The organism is Plantactinospora sp. BC1 (assembly GCF_003030345.1).
Lineage (GTDB): Bacteria > Actinomycetota > Actinomycetes > Mycobacteriales > Micromonosporaceae > Plantactinospora.
In genome coordinates this window covers 3778884-3798251 of record NZ_CP028158.1, presented here as the reverse complement: position 1 = coordinate 3798251, position 19368 = coordinate 3778884, and the positions used below count along the sequence as shown (strand labels likewise).

Annotated in this window: 21 protein-coding genes; 19 read left to right on the top strand and 2 right to left on the bottom strand. The window is 71.1% G+C overall.

Going from position 1 to position 19368, the window contains the following annotated elements; translation table 11 throughout:
- The first annotated feature begins 26 nt into the window (after positions 1-26).
- The 6 genes from C6361_RS16410 (at position 27) to C6361_RS16385 (ending at position 6437) form a co-directional block, all read left to right on the top strand.
- A complete protein-coding gene (locus C6361_RS16410) occupies positions 27-701 on the top strand; it encodes a response regulator transcription factor (protein ID WP_107263931.1) in 675 nt (224 codons plus the stop codon).
- A 216-nt stretch (positions 702-917) separates the two neighbouring features.
- Positions 918-2459, top strand: coding sequence for a signal recognition particle protein (gene ffh, locus C6361_RS16405; protein WP_107268251.1), 1542 nt, complete (start codon positions 918-920; stop codon positions 2457-2459).
- 86 nt (positions 2460-2545) lie between these two features.
- Positions 2546-3124 (top strand): Uma2 family endonuclease, encoded by a 579-nt coding sequence (locus tag C6361_RS16400; protein WP_107258435.1) that lies wholly within the window; start codon positions 2546-2548, stop codon positions 3122-3124.
- 81 nt (positions 3125-3205) lie between these two features.
- Complete coding sequence (locus tag C6361_RS16395) at positions 3206-4285, top strand: amidohydrolase family protein (RefSeq protein WP_107268250.1); 1080 nt, start codon at positions 3206-3208, stop codon at positions 4283-4285.
- A 79-nt stretch (positions 4286-4364) separates the two neighbouring features.
- Positions 4365-5771, top strand: a complete 1407-nt coding sequence (proS, locus tag C6361_RS16390) for a proline--tRNA ligase (RefSeq protein ID WP_107268249.1) — start codon at positions 4365-4367, stop codon at positions 5769-5771.
- A gap of 21 nt (positions 5772-5792) precedes the next feature.
- Complete coding sequence (locus C6361_RS16385; protein WP_107268248.1) at positions 5793-6437, top strand: DUF402 domain-containing protein; 645 nt, start codon at positions 5793-5795, stop codon at positions 6435-6437.
- A gap of 105 nt (positions 6438-6542) precedes the next feature.
- Here C6361_RS16385 and C6361_RS16380 read toward each other — a convergent pair whose 3' ends face one another.
- Positions 6543-7601: a LacI family DNA-binding transcriptional regulator gene (locus C6361_RS16380; protein WP_234359524.1), complete on the bottom strand. Its 1059-nt coding sequence runs from the start codon at positions 7599-7601 to the stop codon at positions 6543-6545.
- Positions 7602-7742: 141 nt separating this feature from the next.
- On the opposite strand from C6361_RS16380, the gene C6361_RS16375 reads away from it, so the two are divergent.
- The 13 genes from C6361_RS16375 to C6361_RS16315 all read left to right on the top strand — a co-directional run bounded on the left by C6361_RS16375 (position 7743) and on the right by C6361_RS16315 (position 17292).
- Entirely contained in the window at positions 7743-9050 is a 1308-nt protein-coding gene (locus tag C6361_RS16375; protein ID WP_107258440.1) for an extracellular solute-binding protein, read from the top strand.
- The gene (locus C6361_RS16370; RefSeq protein WP_107258441.1) at positions 9047-10048 is read left to right on the top strand and encodes a carbohydrate ABC transporter permease; all 1002 of its coding nucleotides are present in this window, start codon (positions 9047-9049) and stop codon (positions 10046-10048) included. Before C6361_RS16375 ends, C6361_RS16370 begins: the two co-directional genes overlap by 4 nt.
- Complete coding sequence (locus tag C6361_RS16365) at positions 10045-10911, top strand: carbohydrate ABC transporter permease (protein WP_107258442.1); 867 nt, start codon at positions 10045-10047, stop codon at positions 10909-10911. The genes C6361_RS16370 and C6361_RS16365 overlap by 4 nt, the downstream gene beginning before the upstream one ends.
- A gap of 314 nt (positions 10912-11225) precedes the next feature.
- Positions 11226-11735 carry a 30S ribosomal protein S16 gene (gene rpsP, locus C6361_RS16360; protein ID WP_107258443.1) on the top strand — a complete coding sequence of 170 codons (510 nt, stop codon included), beginning with the start codon at positions 11226-11228 and terminating at the stop codon, positions 11733-11735.
- Positions 11710-11970, top strand: a complete 261-nt coding sequence (locus C6361_RS16355) for an RNA-binding protein (protein ID WP_199853371.1) — start codon at positions 11710-11712, stop codon at positions 11968-11970. The genes rpsP and C6361_RS16355 overlap by 26 nt, the downstream gene beginning before the upstream one ends.
- 13 nt (positions 11971-11983) lie before the next feature.
- Positions 11984-12556, top strand: a complete 573-nt coding sequence (gene rimM, locus C6361_RS16350) for a ribosome maturation factor RimM (protein WP_107258444.1) — start codon at positions 11984-11986, stop codon at positions 12554-12556.
- A 68-nt stretch (positions 12557-12624) separates the two neighbouring features.
- Positions 12625-13401, top strand: coding sequence for a tRNA (guanosine(37)-N1)-methyltransferase TrmD (gene trmD, locus C6361_RS16345; RefSeq protein ID WP_107268246.1), 777 nt, complete (start codon positions 12625-12627; stop codon positions 13399-13401).
- A gap of 140 nt (positions 13402-13541) precedes the next feature.
- Entirely contained in the window at positions 13542-13898 is a 357-nt protein-coding gene (gene rplS / locus C6361_RS16340; RefSeq protein ID WP_107258446.1) for a 50S ribosomal protein L19, read from the top strand.
- A 196-nt stretch (positions 13899-14094) separates the two neighbouring features.
- Entirely contained in the window at positions 14095-15000 is a 906-nt protein-coding gene (gene lepB, locus C6361_RS16335; protein WP_107258447.1) for a signal peptidase I, read from the top strand.
- Positions 14997-15644: a signal peptidase I gene (lepB, locus tag C6361_RS16330; RefSeq protein ID WP_107258448.1), complete on the top strand. Its 648-nt coding sequence runs from the start codon at positions 14997-14999 to the stop codon at positions 15642-15644. Before lepB (C6361_RS16335) ends, lepB (C6361_RS16330) begins: the two co-directional genes overlap by 4 nt.
- A gap of 54 nt (positions 15645-15698) precedes the next feature.
- A complete protein-coding gene (locus C6361_RS16325) occupies positions 15699-16157 on the top strand; it encodes an NUDIX hydrolase (RefSeq protein WP_107268245.1) in 459 nt (152 codons plus the stop codon).
- Positions 16158-16159: 2 nt separating this feature from the next.
- Entirely contained in the window at positions 16160-16972 is an 813-nt protein-coding gene (locus C6361_RS16320) for a ribonuclease HII (RefSeq protein WP_107258450.1), read from the top strand.
- On the top strand, positions 16969-17292 hold the full coding sequence (locus C6361_RS16315; RefSeq protein ID WP_007075222.1) for a DUF2469 domain-containing protein: 324 nt from the start codon (positions 16969-16971) through the stop codon (positions 17290-17292). Before C6361_RS16320 ends, C6361_RS16315 begins: the two co-directional genes overlap by 4 nt.
- Before the next feature lie 334 nt (positions 17293-17626).
- On the opposite strand, the gene C6361_RS16310 is transcribed toward C6361_RS16315, so the two are convergent.
- A complete protein-coding gene (locus C6361_RS16310; protein WP_107268244.1) occupies positions 17627-18868 on the bottom strand; it encodes a sulfite oxidase in 1242 nt (413 codons plus the stop codon).
- Positions 18869-19368 lie beyond the last annotated feature (500 nt).

Below are 19368 nucleotides of genomic sequence, written 5' to 3'. Positions count from 1 at the left end.
CGGCGATGACCGGGGAGGACGGTGGAATGACCGGGCGGAGCGGGCCGATCGGGGTGCTGATCGCGGACGACCAGGACCTGGTCCGGCTGGGGCTGCGCGCCCTGGTGGAGAGCGAGTCCGACCTGCGGGTGGTCGGTGAGGCGGCCGACGGGCTGGCCGCGCTGGCGGTGGCCCGGCGGGAGCGCCCCGACGTGGTGCTGATGGACGTGCGGATGCCCGGGATCGACGGCATCGAGGCGACCCGGCGGATCGTCGCCGACCCGGAGCTGGCCGGTACCCGGGTGGTCGTGCTGACCACCTTCGAACTCGACTCGTACGTCTTCGAGGCGCTGCGGCACGGTGCCAGCGGCTTCCTGACCAAGGACACCAAGCCGGTCGAGCTGCTCCGGGCGATCCGGCTGGTGGCTGGCGGCGAGGCGCTGCTCTCCCCGTCGGTGACCCGGCGGGTGGTCCGGGAGTTCGCCACCCGGCCGTCCCGGGTGCTCCGGCCGCATCCCCGGCTGGAGACGCTGACCGAGCGGGAGCGGCAGGTGGTCGGGCTGGTCGGCGAGGGATTGAGCAACGACGAGATCGGCAGCCGGCTGCTGGTCAGTCCGGCGACGGCGCGTACCCACGTCAGCCGGGCCATGGTCAAGCTCGGCGCCCGGGACCGGGCCCAGTTGGTGGTGTACGCCTACCAGTCCGGTCTGGTCGAGCCCTGAGGCCGGGCCCTCGGCGCCCGGCCGGGGGTAGGTTGACCGCGAGACTGTCGAGCTGCCCCGCCTGTGCGCCCGCCCACAACCCCGCCCGCTCCGCCCGGCCCGGCCGGGGCGGGGTCGAGGCGGCGGGAGATGCGGGCGGCTACCCTTGCGGTGGCCGGGCATCCGTGCCTCGGCCATGCCATGCTCGGGTAAATACGACAAACGGGATGCTGCGCCGTGTTTGACACTTTGAGTGACCGCCTGTCCGGGATCTTCACCAAGCTGCGTGGCAAGGGTCGCCTCACCGACGCCGACATCGACGCCACCGCCCGGGAGATCCGGCTGGCGCTGCTGGAGGCGGACGTCGCGCTGCCCGTGGTCAAGTCCTTCATCGCCAGCGTGAAGGAGCGGGCCCGGGGTGCCGAGGTCTCCCAGGCGCTCAACCCGGCCCAGCAGGTAATCAAGATCGTCCACGAGGAACTCGTCGCGGTGCTCGGCGGCGAGGGCCGCCGGTTGCAGTTCGCCAAGCAGCCCCCGACGGTGATCATGCTCGCCGGCCTCCAGGGCTCCGGTAAGACGACCCTGGCCGGCAAGCTGTCCGGCTGGCTGAAGGGGCAGGGACACCAGCCGCTGCTGGTCGCCGCCGACCTCCAGCGGCCCAACGCGGTCAACCAGTTGCAGGTGCTCGGCGGCAGGGCCGGGGTCGAGGTCTTCGCGCCGGAGCCCGGCAACGGGGTCGGCGACCCGGTCCAGGTCGCCAAGGCGTCGATCGAGCACGCCCGGCGGGCCGCCCGGGACATCGTCATCGTCGACACCGCCGGCCGGCTCGGCATCGACGCCGAGATGATGGCGCAGGCCGCCGCGATCCGGGACGCGGTCGACCCGGACGAGATCATCTTCGTGATCGACGCGATGGTCGGTCAGGACGCCGTACGCACCGCCGAGGCGTTCCGGGACGGCGTCGGGATCACCGGCGTGGTCCTCTCCAAGCTCGACGGTGACGCGCGCGGTGGTGCCGCGCTCTCGGTACGGCAGGTCACCGGTCAGCCGATCCTCTTCGCCTCCACCGGCGAGAAGCTGACCGACTTCGACGTCTTCCACCCGGACCGGATGGCCAGCCGGATCCTCGGCATGGGTGACGTGCTCACACTGATCGAGCAGGCCGAGCAGGCCTTCGACGCCGATCAGAAAGAGAAGATGACCGCCAAGCTGATGGGCGGCGAGCAGTTCACCCTGGAGGACTTCCTCGACCAGCTCATCGCGGTACGCCGGATGGGCCCGATCGCCAACGTCCTGGCCATGATGCCCGGGATGGGGCAGATGAAGGACCAGTTGGCCGAGGTCGACGACAAGCACTTCGACAAGGTCACCGCGATCATCCGGTCGATGACCCCCGGCGAGCGGACCAACCCGAAGATCATCAACGGCTCGCGGCGGGCCCGGATCGCGAACGGCTCCGGCGTCACCGTGATGGACGTGAACCAGCTGCTCAACCGCTTCGCCGAGGCGCAGAAGATGATGAAGCAGATGGGCGGCATGATGGGCCTGCCCGGCGGCCGGCGCAAGGCGACCAAGTCGCCGAAGAACAAGCGCAAGGGCACCAAGGGCGGCGGCCGGCCCCGGATCGGCGGCCCGGCCGGTGGCTTCCCGGGCGGCATGCCGCAGTTGCCGCCGGGGCTGGACCCGAACGCGTTGCAGGGCGGCCAGGGCCTGCCGCCCGGCTTCAAGCTGCCGAAGATCGACTTCAACAAGCTCGGCAAGCGTCCGGACGAGAAGTGACGACGACGGACACAATGTCCGTCGTCGGGGACAGCGGGCGATAACCTGACCGCGTAGGGTGACGGCGACACCGGGAAGGAGTGGTCATGTCCGCGGCGCCGATGCTGCCGGAGCGGCAGGAGTGGACGGTCGACGACCTCGGCGAGCTGCCGAAGGACCTTCCGTACGAACTGGTCAACGGAAGGTTGATCGTGCCGTCCCCCACCCACCTGCACCAGGACCTCTGTGTCCGCATCCTGCTCGCACTCGAAGCGAACTGCCCGCCGGAGTACGTGGTCAGCATCGACCTGTCGATGCGGGTCGACCGGCGCAACGAGCCCCGGCCCGACGTGGTGGCGCTGCGCCCCGAGCACGTCACCCGCAGCCCGGTCCCGGTGCAGGACGCGATCCTCGCGGTCGAGGTGATCTCCCCCGACTCCACCTTCCGGGACATGTACGCCAAGGCCCGGGTCTACGCCCACGCCGGGGTGCCGACCTACTGGGTTGTCGACCCGCTGCACGAGCGGATGACGCTCACCGAGTTCGTGCTCGGCCCGTCCGGCGAATACGAGCCGGCCGTGCACACCGACGACGTCTTCAGCACCGAGCGGCCGTGGAAGGTGACCATCGACCTGCCGGCCCTGACCACCCGCTGGGCCGGCCTGCGCGGGCGCGCCGAGGCATAGTTCCGGGTCCAGGGGTGTTCCTCGGCGGGGCGGGCCGGGGTGCGACGGGTGGGCCGAGCCCGATCGGGTAGGAATGTGCGCATGGCGCTGCACGTACGAGGGGTCGTGCTCCCGGACGACGAGGTCCGCGACCTGTGGCTGGTCGGCGACCGGGTCACCTTCACCCCGGTCCCCGGAGCGGTGACGGTGGCCGATCGCGGCTTCGTGTTGCCGGGTCTGGTCGACGCGCACTGTCACCCGGGCATCGCCCCCGGCGCGGTGCCGATCACCTCGCTCGACCAGGCCCGCGAGCTGGCCCGGATCGACCGGGACGCCGGGGTGCTGGCGATCCGGGACGCCGGCTCGCCGTTCCCGTACCCGGAGTTGGAGGACGAGCCGGACCTGCCCCGACTGGCCCGCGCCGGGCGGCACGTCGCGCCGCCGAGGCGGTACCTGCGGGGCATCGCGGTGGAGGTCGAGGCCGCCGACGTGCCGGCGGCGGTGACCGAGCAGGCCCGGGCCGGCAACGGCTGGGTCAAGCTGGTCGGCGACTGGATCGACCGGAACGTCGGCGACCTGGCACCCTCCTGGGATCCGGAGACCGTGGCCGCTGCGGTGGCCGCCGCGCACGCGGCCGGCGCCCGGGCAGCCGTGCACACCTTCTCGGAGTCGGCGGTCGAGGTGATGGTCCGGGCCGGGGTCGACTCGGTCGAGCACGGCACCGGGGTCAGTCTCGACCTGGTCGACGAGATGGCCCGGCGCGGCACCGCCCTGGTGCCCACGATGATCAACATCGACACCTTCGGCGAGATCGCGGAGCGGGCCGCCGCGAAGTTCCCCGGGTACGCCAAGCACATGCTCGCGCTCCGCGACAACTTTCCCACCGTGGTCGGCGCGGCGTACGAGGCCGGGGTGCCGATCTACGTCGGCACCGACGCGGGCGGCGGGATCGACCACGGGCTGGCCGCCGAGGAGATGCTGCTGCTGCACGAGCGGGCCGGCATGTCCCGCGTCGACGTCCTGGCCGCCGCCTCCTGGCGGGCCCGGGACTGGCTCGGCTTCCCCGGCCTGGTCGAGGGGGGCCTCGCCGACCTGGTGGTGTACCCCACCGACCCCCGGACCGACCTGCGGGTGGTACGCGCACCGGAGCGCATCGTGCTGCGCGGCCGGGTGGTGCGCTGACCGGCCCCCCGCCGGGCGGGTACGAGCACCAGCGGGCCGGGCGCGTCGGCTCGGGCGTCGGCGCATAGGATGTGCCCTCATGGCACGCGTGCTCACTCCCCGTGCGGAGGACTTCCCCCGCTGGTACCAGGACCTGATCGCCAAGGCGCAGCTCGCCGACAACGGCCCGGTGCGGGGGACCATGGTCATCCGACCGGCCGGCTACGCCATCTGGGAGCGCATGCAGGCCGAGATGGACGCCCGGATCAAGCTGGCCGGCGCCGAGAACGCGTACTTCCCGCTCTTCATCCCGGAGAGCTACCTGCGCCGCGAGGCACAGCACGTCGAGGGCTTCTCGCCCGAGCTGGCGGTGGTCACCCACGGTGGCGGCAAGCAGCTCGCCGAGCCGGTCGTGGTCCGGCCGACCAGCGAGACGGTGATCGGCGAGTTCATGGCGAAGTGGGTCGACTCCTACCGCGACCTGCCGCTGCTGCTCAACCAGTGGGCCAACGTGGTGCGCTGGGAGCTGCGGCCCCGGGTCTTCCTGCGGACCAGCGAGTTCCTCTGGCAGGAGGGGCACACCGCGCACGCCGACGAGGCCGACGCGCGGGCGTACGCCCGGAAGATCCTGCACGAGGTCTACGAGGACTTCATGGTCGGGGTGCTCGGCATTCCGGTGCTGGTCGGGCTGAAGACCGCCCGGGAGCGGTTCGCCGGTGCCACCCGCACCTACACGCTCGAAGGCATGATGGGCGACGGCAAGGCGCTCCAGATGGGCACCTCGCACGAGCTGGGGCAGAATTTCGCCCGCGCCTTCGACATCACCTACACCTCGGCCGAGCGCAGCGTCGAGCACGCCTGGACGACCTCGTGGGGCAGCTCGACCCGGATGCTCGGCGGGCTGATCATGTGCCACGGCGACGACAACGGGCTGCGGGTGCCGCCGAGGCTGGCGCCGGTGCAGGCGTACGTGATGGTGGTGAAGGCCGGCGACGGCGTCGCCGAGGCCGCCGCGAAGCTCTGCGACGCGCTGCGCGACGCCGGGGTCCGGGTCGCGCTCGACGACCGGGTGGAGACCCCGTTCGGCCGCCGGGCCGTCGACGCCGAGCTGAAGGGCTATCCGGTACGCGTCGAGCTCGGTCCCCGCGACCTGGCCGCCGGCAACGCGGTGCTGGTCCGCCGGACCACCGGCGCCAAGACTCCGGTCCCGGTGCCGGACGTGGTGGCGGGGGTGCTCGCCGCGCTGGAGGCCGACCAGAAGGCGCTCTACGACGAGGCGCTGGCCCGGCGCGAGTCGCACACCGTCTCGGTGGAGTCGCTGGCCGAGGCGATCGAGGCGGCCGGCACCGGCTTCGCCCGGGTGCCGTGGTCGGCCGTCGGCGCCGAGGGTGAGGCGGAGGCGAACGCCCAGGGCGTGACCGTCCGCTGCCTGCGCCGGGCCGACGGCTCGGTGCCGGACTCGGAGGACGAGCCGGAGCTGACCGCCATCCTCGCCCGCTCCTACTGAGCCGACCGGACCGGGATCAGGATGCGCTTCGCACCGGGCCGCGTCATCGTGCACCGCAACGTGCGGCGGGGCCGGATCGGTTGGGTCCGTCCGGCCCGGGTGGTCAGCGACGACGACCGTGGGCTGCTGCTCTGGGTCGCCCGGGGCACCCGGGTGGCCAGCGAGGTCACCGCGGACGGCCGGGGCATGCGGGCGCTGCCGTTCCGTGAGTGGGTCACCTCGGACCACCGGCTGCACGTCGGGACCTGGAACGGCCCGCCGGTGCTGAAGTTCCTGCCGGCCGGCGCGGACCACTCGGTCTGGTTCTTCCGGGACGCCTCGGAGCGGTTCGCCAGCTGGTACGTCAACCTGGAGGAGCACGGCGTCCGCTGGGACGACGGCGACCTGGCCGGGGTCGACATGGTGGACCAGGACCTCGACGTGGTGGTCTGGCCCGACCACACCTGGGAGTGGAAGGACGAGGAGGAGTTCGCCGAGCGGCTCGCCCTCCCCGAGCACTACTGGGTGCCGGACGCGGCGGCGGTACGGGCCGAGGGGGAGCGGGTGATCAAGATCGCCGAGGCGGCGCAGTTCCCGTTCGACGGCACCTGGTGCGACTTCGTCCCCGACCCGGCCTGGACCGCGCCGGATCTGCCACCCGGCTGGGACCGCCCGCCGGTGCGCTGACCCGGCGACGAGCCGAGGGCGTGCCGGGCGCCGCCGCCCCGCGCCGGGGGGTCGGGGCGTGCCGGGGAGCCGGGGCGTGCCGGGTGGCGCCGATCCGCGCCGGGGTCAGCCGCCGGTGGGGGTGACGCTGGCGGGCAGCGGCAGCTGCGGCAGCCGGTCGGCGGCGTAGGGGCGACAGGACGCCCGGACGACCAGCTCGGTGGGGAGCCGGATGTGCGTGTCCCGTTCGACGCCGCCGATCAGGTCGATGAGCAGGCGCAACGCCTCGGCGCCCATCCGTTGCAGCGGTTGCATGATGGTCGTCAGCGGCGGGTTGACCAGCGCCGACTCCGGGACGTTGTCGAAACCGATCACCGATAGGTCCTCGGGTACCCGCAGGCCCATGCTCTGGGCGACGTCGAGGGTGGAGATCGCGGAGAGGTCGTTTCCGGCGAAGACCGCGGTCGGCCGGTCGGGGAGGGCGAGCAGCTCCGCGGCCGTACCGGCGGCGCTCTCGATCCGGAACCCGCCGACCCGCACCAACCGCTCGTCGACCGGGACGTCGGCGTCGGCCATCGCCTTGCGGAATCCGGCCTCGCGCAGCCGGGCGGACTCGAGGTCGTAGCGTCCGCTGATGTGCCCGATCCGGCGGTGACCGAGCGAGAGCAGGTAGTTGGTCGCGAGTACGGCGCCGGCGAAGTTGTCGGAGTCGACGGTGGGCAGGCCGGAGGGGCCGGTGTGCGGGTCGACGGCCACGACGTGGAAGCCCTGGTTGGTCTCGACCACGGTCGGGGTGACGATCACGGCCCCGTCGATGAGCGTTCCGGAGAGCCGGGCCAGTGACCGCCGCTCCCAGCCGATGGCCGTGTGGTCGCCGTCGCCGCCGGAGTAGGCCAGCAGTTGGTATCCGGTGCCGGCGACCTCCCGGGACGCCCCCTTGAGCAGCTCGGTCGAGAACGGCTCGAACTCGGCGACCAGGATGCCCAACACGTTGGTGCGGTGACTGCGCAGGCTCTGCGCACCGAGGCTGGCTTCGTACCCGAGCTGGTGGATGACCTGCTGGACGCGTTCCACGGTCGCCTGCGCCACGCCGTACCTGCCATTGACCACCTTGGATACCGTCGCGACGGAGACGCCGGCCGTACGGGCCACGTCCGACATCTTGACGCGCTGCGGAAACGCCACGCCGACGATGATAGAGGGCTGCCAGCGCCCCATGACAGGGGAGTCGAAAACGTTATCGACAACGGTTGACACCGCGTTACGCGGCTGTAAAACTCCCCGTTCAGGTTGAGTACCGCGACTGACTAGTCGAGGAGACATTCGATGGCGATGAAAGGCCGCGCGGGCACCGTCCTGGCGCTGCTTACGACCAGCGCACTCCTTGCTGCCGGATGTGGCGGCGGCGAGAGCGAAGAGCCCGCTGAAGAGGAACTCTACAAGAACCCGGTGACCCTGACCTGGTGGCACAACGCCTCGCAGGACGGTCCCGGCAAGACTTACTGGGAGAAGGTCGCCAAGGACTTCTCCGCGCTGCACCCGACCGTCACGATCGAGATCGAGGCGATCGAGACCAACCAGCTCCAGCGCACCCGGCTCCCCGCCGCCCTGCTGACCGCCGACCCGCCGGACATCTTCAACGCGTGGGGCGGCGGCGAGATGCGCGAGCAGGTGGAGGCCGACTACCTCAAGGACATCACCGACGAGGCCAAGGCGGAGATCGAGAACATCGGCAGCGCGGCCGAGATCTGGGCCGTGGACGGCAAGCAGTACGGCCTGCCGTACCGGATGGGCATCGAGGGCATCTGGTACAACAAGGACATGTTCCAGCGGGCGGGCATCTCCGCCCCGCCGACCACGTTCGACGAGCTCAACGACGCCGTCACCAAGCTCAAGGCGATCAACGTCGTCCCGATCGCCCTCGGCGCCGGTGACAAGTGGCCCGCCGCGCACTGGTGGTACAACTTCGCGATGCGCGCCTGCTCGGTCGACACCCTGAAGAAGGCCTCCAACGAGGCCGTCTTCGACGACCCGTGCTTCGTGAAGGCCGGCGCGGACCTGAAGACCTTCATCGGTACCAACCCGTTCCAGCCCAACTTCATCGCCACCCCGGGCCAGAACGACCCGACCAGCGCCAACGGCCTGCTCGCCAACGGCAAGGCCGCGATGGAACTCATGGGTGACTGGAACAAGGGCACCCTGGAGACCGTCGCGGAGGACAAGGCGGCGCTGGCCAAGTTCCTCGGCTGGTTCCCGGTACCGGCGATCACCGGTTCGGCCGGCGACCCGAAGGCCGCCCTCGGCGGTGGTGACGGGTTCTCCTGCGCCAAGAACGCTCCGGCCGAGTGCGTCGAGTTCCTCAAGTACATCGTCAGCCCCGAGGTGCAGAAGGGCTACGCCGAGACCGGCGTCGGCCTGCCCGTCGCCAAGGGCGCCGAGGGCGGCGTCGCGGACCCCGCCCTGAAGTCCATCCTCGAAGCCACCACCAGCGCGACCTACGTACAGCTCTGGCTGGACACGGCCTTCGGCAGCACCGTCGGCAACGCGATGAACGACGCGATCGTCGCCATCTTCGCTGGCAGCGGCACCCCTGAGAAGGTCGTCGAGGCTATGAAGGCGGCCGCACGAAAGTGACCTCCACCAACTCAACCCTGAACCCCGCCGGTGGCGCCTCCGCGCCACCGGCGGGTCTCCGGCCCGCCCGGAGGCGGCCGTCCTCGCGCGGGGCCGAGAACCGACGCAAGTGGTACGAGATCATCGGGCTCACCACCCCGGCGGTCATCGTCTACGTGATGTTCGTGCTGGTGCCGATGGGCTTCGCGGTCTACTACAGCCTCTTCCGCTGGCGCGGCGTCGGACCGCCCACCGACTTCGTCGGCTTCGACAACTACGTCCTCGCCTTCGAGGACCCGATCTTCCTCGACGCGCTGCGCAACAACGCCATCATCGTGGTCGGGTCGCTGCTGATCCAGGGCCCCATCGCGCTCGGCGTGGCGCTGCTGCTCAACCGTCGCTTCCGCGGCCGTACCGTCTTCCGCCTGCTGGTCTTCGTCCCCTACGTGCTCGCCGAGGTCACCGTCGGCATCATGTGGAAGCTGATCCTCACCGACGGCGGGACGGTCGACGCCCTGATGCGGTCGCTGGGACTGGGCGGCCTGGTGCAGGCGTGGCTCGCCGACCTCGACGTCGTGATCTGGACGCTGCTCTTCGTCCTCACCTGGAAGTACGTCGGCTTCGCCATCATCCTGCTGCTCGCCGGCCTGTCGAACGTGCCGCACGAGCTGACCGAGGCCGCCGCGATCGACGGTGCGAGCTGGTGGCAGGTGCAGCGCCACATCACGCTCCCGCTGCTCGGCCCGACGATCCGGATCTGGATGTTCCTGTCGATGATCGGCTCGTTGCAGGTCTTCGACGTGATCTGGGTGACCTCGGTCTCCTCGGTCCGGTCGCTCGGCGCGTCGGCGACGATGGCGACCTACATGGTCGACAACGGCTTCTTCGCCCGGCTCTGGGGTTACGGCAACGCGGTGGCCGTGATCCTCTTCGTCATCTCCTTCGTCGCGGCGCTGCTGTTCCAGCGTTTCCTCCTGCGCCGTGACATCCAGGGCGCCATCACCAGAAGGGTGAACTGACCGTGGCCGCGAACGCTGTCCTGCCCCCACCGTCCAAGCGCCGACCGGTGTCCTGGGGCAACCCGCTCACCTACGCGCTGGCGCTCGCGGTCGCGGCCGTGTCGATCGCCCCGGTCGTCTACGTGATCGTCGGCGGTTTCCGCACCACCCCGCAGATCGTCGCGAACCCGGCCGGACTGCCCGACCCGTGGGTCTTCGACAACTACGCCAGGGTGCTGACCCAGAGCGACTTCTGGGGCCAGGCCTTCAACAGCGCGGTGATCGCCCTGGGTACGACCCTCGGCGTCGTGGTGCTCGGCGTCTGCGCCGCGTTCGTGCTCGCCCGCTACACCTTCCGCGGGCGCGAGGCGCTCTACACCTTCTTCACGCTCGGTCTGCTCTTCCCGGCCGGGGCGGCGATCCTGCCGCTCTACCTGATGCTGCGCGACCTGAACCTGATCAATTCCTACTACGCGGTGATCCTGCCGCAGATCGCCTTCGCGCTGCCGCTCACGATCGTGATCCTGCGTCCCTTCCTCGCCGCCATCCCGCGCGAGTTGGAGGACGCCGCCGCGATCGACGGTACGGGCCGGCTCGGCTTCCTCTGGCTGATCGTGCTGCCGCTGTCGCGGCCCGCGCTCGTCACGGTCGGAATCCTCGCGTTCGTGGCGAGCTGGAACGCGTTCCTGCTGCCGCTGCTCGTACTCGGCGACGTCAATCTGCACACCCTGCCACTCGGTGTGCAGAACTTCTCAAGCCAGTACACCTCCGACACGGCGGGAATTCTCGCCTTCACCTCGCTGGCGATGTTGCCGGCACTGCTCTTCTTCACCTTCGCCGAGAAGCAGATCGTCGGCGGCCTCCAGGGTGCGGTCAAGGGCTGAGCGAGGTCCGCTGGGCACGCCCCGGGCGGGCGAGGAGGGCCACCACCCCTGACCAGGGCCGTGGGCCGCCATGATCGCCCGGGAGCGGGCCCTGCCGCGAGCTTGCCGGCGAGTTCGCCGGCCGGTGTGAGGTTCCCGGGCCGGGTCTGGCAGAATGGGTCGCTGGTATCCGGCGCGCGTCCGGCGCCCTCTAACCCGGGCGTGTCGCCAGTCCATCGAGCAGTCCCCGGCTCAACCCCACTGTGCCGGTCGGCTCTCACCCGCGCACCGCCCGAGTCCGGGACGGTGAGAATCGCAACAGGAGCGAACACACTGTGGCCGTAAAGATCCGGCTCCTGCGGATGGGTAAGATCCGCAACCCGCAATACCGCATCGTCGTCGCCGACTCGCGCACCAAGCGTGACGGTCGGGCGATCGAGTTCGTCGGGATCTACCAGCCGAAGGAGCACCCTTCGGTGATCGAGGTCAAGTCGGACCGGGTGCAGTACTGGCTCTCTGTCGGCGCGCAGCCGAGTGAGGCCGTCCAGCGCCTGCTGGAGAAGACCGGCGACTGGCAGAAGTTCAAGGGCCTGCCGGCCCCGCCGCCGCTGCTGGTGGCGCCGGAGCGGGCCGACCGCACCGCGGCCTACGAGGCCGAGGCGAAGGCGGCGGCCGGGCTGACCGAGTCGGCCAAGCCGGCGAAGAAGGCGGTCAAGGCGGCACCGGCCGAGGCGAAGGCGGCACCGGCCGAGGCCAAGGCGGCACCCGCCGAGGCGAAGGCGGCACCCGCCGAGGCCCCCAAGACCGAGGAGCAGGCCGGTGCGGACTCCGGCGAGCAGGCCTGACGTGGCGCTCCGGCCGGCGCTCGAACACCTGGTCAAGGGCATCGTCGACCACCCGGACGACGTACGGGTCCGGATGGTCGACTCCCGGCGCGGCAAGCGCCTGGAGGTGCGGGTGCACCCCGAGGACCTGGGTACGGTGATCGGTCGCTCTGGCCGTACCGCGAAGGCGCTGCGCCAGGTGATCGGGTCGATCGGTGGCCGTGGAGTACGCGTCGACATCGTCGACTCGTACTGATCCGCGGATCCCGATGCTCCTGATCGTCGGCCGGATCGGCCGTCCGCACGGCATCCGCGGTGAGGTGACCGTGGAGGTGCGGACCGACGATCCCGAGGCACGGTTCGCCGCCGGGACGGTGTTGCGCACCGACCCGGCGGCGGCCTCCGGCACCGGCCCCGCGACGCCGCCCACGGTCACCGAGCACGGCGAGCTGGTCCGGGTGCCGGAGCAGCTCACCGTCGAGGCCACCCGCTGGCACCAGGGCAAGCTGCTGGTCACCTTCGACGGCGTCTACGACCGCGACGTCGCCGAGGCGCTGCGCGGCACCCTGCTCTGGGTCGACAGCGCCGAGCTGCCGGCCCCGGCCGACCCGGACGAGTTCAACGACCATCAGCTGGTCGGTCTGACGGTGGTCACACCGGCCGGCGAGCCGCTCGGCGAGGTGGCCCGGATCGACCATGCCCCCGCCTCGGAGCTGCTGGTGCTGCGCCGCCCCGAGGGGCGGACCGCGCTGATCCCGTTCGTCAAGGCGATCGTCCCCGAGGTGGACCTGGCGGCCGGCCGGGTGGTGGTGGACGCGCCGCCGGGCCTGCTGGACCTCTGAGTCCGGTTCACGTCCGTCGTCCGACCCGGCTCCGCTGACCGGGAGCCGTCGAGAGGGCCCTTCCGCAGATGCGCGTCGACGTGGTGTCGATCTTTCCCGAGTACCTGGCTCCGCTGGAGCTCTCCCTGATCGGGCGGGCCCGGGCGGCCGGCGTACTCGACGTCGCCGTGCACGACCTGCGGACCTGGACCCACGACGTGCACCGTACGGTCGACGACACCCCGTACGGCGGCGGGCCCGGCATGGTGATGCGGCCCGAGCCCTGGGGCGAGGCGCTGGACGCCCTGGTGCCGGCCGGCGAGGAGTCAGGCGCCCGGCTGGTGGTGCCCAGCCCGGCCGGTGCGCGGTTCAGCCAGGCGGTGGCGCACGAGCTGGCCGCCGAGTCCCACCTCGTCTTCGCCTGCGGCCGGTACGAGGGGATCGACCAGCGGGTACTCGAACACGCCGCCACCCGGATGCCGGTGACCGAGATCTCGCTCGGCGACTACGTGCTCTTCGGCGGCGAGGTCGCGGTCCTAGTGATCATGGAGGCGGTGACCCGCCTGCTCCCCGGGGTGCTCGGCAACGCCGAGTCGCTCGCCGAGGAGTCGCACGCGCACGGTCTGCTGGAGGCGCCGGTCTACACCAAGCCGCCGAGCTGGCGCGGACACGACGTACCCGAAATCCTGCGCTCGGGTGACCACGGCCGGATCGCCCGGTGGCGCCGCGACCAGGCGCTGGTCCGGACGGCCCGGCGCCGGCCGGACATGCTCGCCGCGCTGCCGGCGGAGCAGTTGGACAAACGGGACGTGGCCGCCCTGGCCGGGGCCGGATTTCAGCCTCCGGCCGACGATATGGCAAAGTAGGGGGGTTGCCGCAGTCGCCCGTGCCACGGACGGCTGCGAGGATCTCCGCCGGGGTTGCGTGCCGGGCCCCGCCGTGGAGATCAGAATCACCCATCCGCGCGCCGACGCCCGGTGCGCCGTGAGTCTTCAAGGATGCAGCGATGAACACCCTGGACGCCCTCGACGCCCAGTCGCAGCGGACCGACGTGCCCGACTTCCGAGCCGGTGACACCGTCAAGGTGCACGCCCGAGTCATCGAGGGCAGCCGGTCCCGGGTCCAGGTCTTCGAGGGTGTCGTCATCCGGCGCCACGGAGCGGGCCTGCGGGAGACCTTCACCGTACGCAAGATCAGCTTCGGGGTCGGGGTGGAGCGGACGTACCCGATCAACAGCCCGGGTATCGACCGGATCGAGGTCATGGTCCGTGGTGACGTGCGCCGGGCCAAGCTCTACTACCTCCGCGAGCTGCGCGGCAAGAAGGCCAAGATCAAGGAGAAGCGCGAGAAGCGGGTCGGCTGACCTCCCGCTGACCGCGAGCGACGCCGATCGCGGGGTGCCGAGCCGGCGAACGCCGACTACGCTGGCCGCACGGGCAGACGCGAGACGCGGCGACCCCGGCGACTGCCGGGGTCGCCCGTTCACCCCGCGCTTCGGCTCGCGGTGCCCGTCACCAGCCAGTGGGTGATGGCGCTGTATCTCGGGACCGGGGAGTTGCGTGGTGCGTAGGGTGGACGACGAGGACGATGTCGAACCGTGGCGTCGTCGGCCCCGACGATCCCGCCGTACCCGTAAGCAGATGCCACTGTGGCAGGAGCTTCCGCTACTGCTGATCGTGGCGTTCTGCCTGGCGGTCCTGATCCGGACCTTCCTGCTCCAGGCGTTCTTCATCCCCTCGGGGTCCATGGAGGACACCCTGCTGATCGGCGACCGGGTCCTGGTCAACAAAATCGTCTACGACGTGCGCGACCCGGCCCGCGGCGAGATCGTGGTGTTCCGGGGTACGGCGGCCTGGGCGCCCGAGGTCCGCGAGGCGGCCGATCCGGGGTTCGTGGCCAAGCTCGGCCGCACCATCGGAGACCTGGTCGGAGTGAGCCGGCCCGGCGAGAAGGACTTCATCAAGCGCGTGGTGGGGCTGCCCGGCGACCGGGTGCAGTGCTGCGACGACCAGGGTCGGGTGACCGTCAACGGTGCCCCGATCGACGAGCCGTACGTGCTGGAGAACTCCCCACTGGACCTCCCACCCAACCGCCAGGAATGCCGGTCGCGGCGGTTCGACGAGGTGGTGGTCCCGGCGGGCCAGATCTTCGTGATGGGCGACCACCGACTGGTGTCGCAGGACGCGCGCTGCCAGGGTCCGGTACCGATCGAGAACGTGATCGGCCGGGCCTTCGTGGTCGTCTGGCCGTTCGGACACTGGAGTTCGCTGCCGGTGCCGGACGGCTTCGACAAACTGCCGAAACCGGCGGCGGCATCCGCTCCCGGTGAAGCGCCCGCCGACAGTCCGCAAAACAGCGCAGACACGGGAGAAATAGCAATTGCTATGCCAATCTTGGGCTCTCTGCTCGCTACCGCGCGTTCCCGGCGCTTTCGCGGGACTCGGCACCGTAGGCTCCACCCGTGATTGACGAGCAGACCGACAAGTCCAAGCCCCGCAGTTCGTTCTGGCGGGAGCTGCCCATCCTGGTGGGCGTGGCCATCCTGGTCGCGGTGCTGGTCCGGGCGTTCGTGCTGCAGACCTTCTACATCCCGTCGCCGTCGATGGAGCACACCCTCGACATCTACGACCGGGTGCTCGTCAACAAGCTGGTCTACGACTTCCGGTCGCCGCACCGGGGCGAGATCATCGTATTCAAGGCGCCCACCCAGTGGACCGGCAATCCGAAGGGTGAGGACTTCATCAAGCGGGTGATCGGCGTCGGCGGCGACCGAATCGTCTGCTGCGACCCGCAGGACCGACTGATGATCAACGGTCAGTCGCTGGACGAGCCGTACATCTTCACCGAGAACGGGGTACGGGATCCGGCGGCCGACGAGGAGTTCGACATCACCGTCCCGGAGGGGCGACTCTGGGTGATGGGCGACCACCGCTCCGCCTCCGGCGACTCGCTGGAGCACTACCAGCAGAGCCGCAAGGACATTCAGGTGGCGACGATTCCGGAGAAGTCTGTGGTGGGACGGGCCTTCACCGTCTTCTGGCCGGTCGGCCGGGCCACCTGGCTCTCCGTACCCGATTCCTACGGCGCGATCCCGGAGCCGCAGGGCTGACCGACGGCGCGCGGCCGGCGGCGGGCCGGGCGCGGACGCGGCTAGGCTGACCGGGTGACCGTGTTCAGCCCCCGCCAGGCCGCCCGGGTGCTCCTGGTCGACGCCGACAGTCGGGTGCTGCTGTTCCACGGTTGGGATCCGGCCCGCCCCGAACACCGCTACTGGTTCACCCCCGGCGGCGGCCTGGATCCCGACGAGACCCCGGCGGCCGGTGCCGCCCGCGAGCTGGCCGAGGAGACCGGCCTGCGGCTCGGCCCGGCCGAGTTCGGCGAGCCGGTCTGGCAGGAGACCACCGAGTTCAGTTTCGGTGGCCGGTGGTTCCGCCAGGAACAGCACTTCTTCCTCGTCCGGGTCGCCGCCTGGGCGGTGGACACGGCCGGGTTCGACGCGGTCGAACAGGAGACGATCGACACCCACCGCTGGTGGTCGATCGACGAGCTGGAGCGGACGACGGAACGGTTCTATCCGACCGACCTGCCCGAGCTGTTGCGCCGGGCGCTGGAGAGCGAGTAGCGGTGCTGACCCCACCCCGTACCGTGATCCGCCGCGAGGGCGGCATCTACGCCATGGAACGCGCGCTGCGGCGACGCGGATTTCCGCAGGTCGCCGGGGCCGACGAGGCCGGCCGGGGGGCCTGCGCCGGCCCGCTGGTGGCCGCCGCGGCGGTGCTGCCGGACGGCCGGCGCGGCGAGATCGAGGGGCTGGCCGACTCGAAGCTGCTCACCCCGGCCACCCGGGAGCGGATCTACGCCGAGGTGGTGGCGCGGGCGCTGGCGTACGCCGTGGTGGTCATCCCGGCGGCGGAGGTGGACGCCCGGGGGCTGCACGTGTGCAACCTGGCGGCGATGCGCCGGGCGCTGGCCTCCCTCGCCGTGCTGCCGGACTACGTGCTGACCGACGGGTTCGGGGTGGACGGGCTGGGCGTGCCGGGGCTCGCGGTCTGGAAGGGCGACCAGGTCGCCGCCTGCGTGGCGGCGGCGAGCGTGCTGGCCAAGGTCACCCGGGACCGGATCATGGTGGAGTTGCACGACCAGTACCCCGGGTACGGCTTCGCCGAGCACAAGGGATACATCACCGCCGAGCACAGCGCCGCACTGGAGCGTCACGGTCCGTGTCCGGAACATCGCTTCTCGTACGTCAACGTCGCGACCGTCTCCGGCCGGGTCGGTCGGCCGCCGCGCTCCCGGCGTCCGGCGCAGCTGGGTGGGATCGAGTCGATGGCGCACGGGGGCCGGGCAGGGGGTACCGTCGGCGTGGCGTTGGGCGAGCGGCTACGGCCGTCAACGTTGGTGGGGGAAGATGTGGCCATGGAAGGCGGAGTGGGATGAGCGCGGAAGATCTCGAGAAGTACGAGACCGAGATGGAGCTGCAGCTCTATCGGGAGTACCGCGACATCGTTCGCCAGTTCTCCTACGTCGTGGAGACCGAGCGGCGGTTCTATCTGGCGAACCAGGTTGATCTGCACGTCCGCAACTCCGACGGCGAGGTCTACTTCGAGGTGGAAATGCACGACGCCTGGGTCTGGGATATGTACAGGCCGGCGCGCTTCGTGAAAAATGTCCGAGTAATGACCTTCAAGGATGTCAACGTCGAAGAACTCGAAAAGCCGGACATCTCCCTTCCCGCTGATTCTGGATTCGGCGGTTGATGATCATCAGCATTCCGACGGCTCCCGGAGTCGACGGCTGACCACCGGCCCCGTCGCGGAGGCTGACCGCCGCCCCGCTGCAACTAGCAAGATCCACTGCTCTCCTGGTCGCGTCGTCGGCCGGGTCTCCGCCTGAGCCGGGGACGCCGGGCAGGCCGGCGGCCGCCGAACACTGGCACGCCCGGCGGCCGATCCTCCGGTAGCCGCGCCGCAGCGCACGCCAGCGGCACCGCAGCGCACGCCGGGGATACGGCAGCGCAGGCCGGGCCGGGGCTACCGCAGCGCGCCAGCGGCACCGCAGCGCACGCCCGGGTACCCGGCGGAGCCCGATGGCCTAGTGGTCCTCGGTGACCACGACCTCCACCCGCTGCACCAGATTGTTCGCGAACCCACCCCGGTTCCACGGCTGCTCGATCGGCTGGGTGCGCCCGGACGCGTCGGTCGCCCGGGCACCGAGCGTGTACCGGCCGGGAGTCGCCGGCCACTCGTACCGCCAGCGGCGCCACGCCCAGCGCTCGTCCACGGCCGGTCCCCGCGCCGCCGACTCCCGCTGTCCCGCCGACTCCCGCTGTCCCGCCGACTCCCGCTGTCCCGCCGACTCCTGCTGTCCCGCCGAATCCGGGTCCGCTCCGTTGACCAACTCCGCCGCCCCGGTGGCCGGTTCGAGGGTGGCGGGCGCCCAGCTGAGACCGCCGTCGGTGGTCACCTCGACGGCGGTCACCGGAGCGTGCCCGGACCAGGCCCGGCCCTCCACCGTGCACAATCCGGGACGTAGCACCCGGGTCCGCGACATGAAGTCCGGAAAGCCGGGCGGCTGGACCAGCGCCCGGGGCTCGATCCGGGTGACCGGGACGCCCGGGTCGTCGGCCGAGGTGCGCAGCCGGTAGGCCACCGCGTTCTGATAGCCGTCGAACTCCCGGTCCAACACCGTGATCCGGGTCAGCCACTTGACGTGTGCCATGCCGTACCAGCCGGGCACCACCAGGCGCAGCGGCGCGCCATGCTGGGGGAGCAGTGGAAGGCCGTTCATCTCGTACGCCAGCAGCACCTCCTCGCGCAGTGCCTCGGCCACCGGCAGGCCGCGCTGGTAGTCCTGCTCGATGCCGCGCTCCACCCCGTGGTCGGCGCCGGTGAACACCACGTCGACGGCGTCCGAGCCGAGCCCCGCCTCCCGCAGCAGCGGAGCGAGTGGCGTGCCGGTCCATTCGGCGGTGCCGACCGCCTCGGAGAGCCACGGTTGGCTGACCGGTCGGGGTGTCAACAGGGCCCGGCCGTTGCCGGCGCACTCCAGGGTGACCCGCCGGGTGACCCTGGGCCGCTCCCGCAGAGCGGCGAGATCGAGGGTCAGCGGGCGGTCGACCTGGCCGTCGACGGTCAGCAGGTGCCGGCCCGGGTCCAGGTCCGGGATGTCGTAGTGGATGAGCAGGTAGTGCAGGCCCACCGGGGTGACGTCGTAGCGGAGCGCTTCCAGCGGCAGCGCGTGGTTACGCGCGGCGAGTCCCAGCTCCTCGATGCTGATGCCCTCGTCGGGATCGGCCAACCGGGAAGGCCGGCTCACGTCGTCCACTGTGGTCATCGCCGCTCCTTCGTCGTTCCGGCGGTGGGTGGGGCCCCGCCTCCGGCCGTCCAGCCTAGGCGAGCCGGCTGAACGGAGCCGGAGCCGCCCAGCTCAGGGGTGGACGTCGGGCCTCGACGGCGCCACAGGATGTCCGATTCCGTACCCGGCACGACGTTGCCGCTCGTTCCGACGCTCGGCGCAGCCGCCTGGGTTCCGAAATCGTCGACCATCAGGTCGTCGGGTCGGGCGTCGGGTCGGGCGTCGGGTCGGGCGCCGGGACGGGCGCCGGGACGGGCGCCGGGACGGGCGCCGGGACGGGCGCCGGGACGGGCGTAGCAGATTATCGAGGGTCGTGGGCGTTTTCCACAGGGGTGCTGGTTGTGCACAGCGCATGGCTCGGGGTGTTGCGAGGGGGCACGCGGGGCGCGACGCTGCACGACCATGACGAGGAGATGGCACGGCGCGGGACCGGCGATCCTGCTCTCGGTGTTGCTGCTGACACTGGCACCGCCACCACC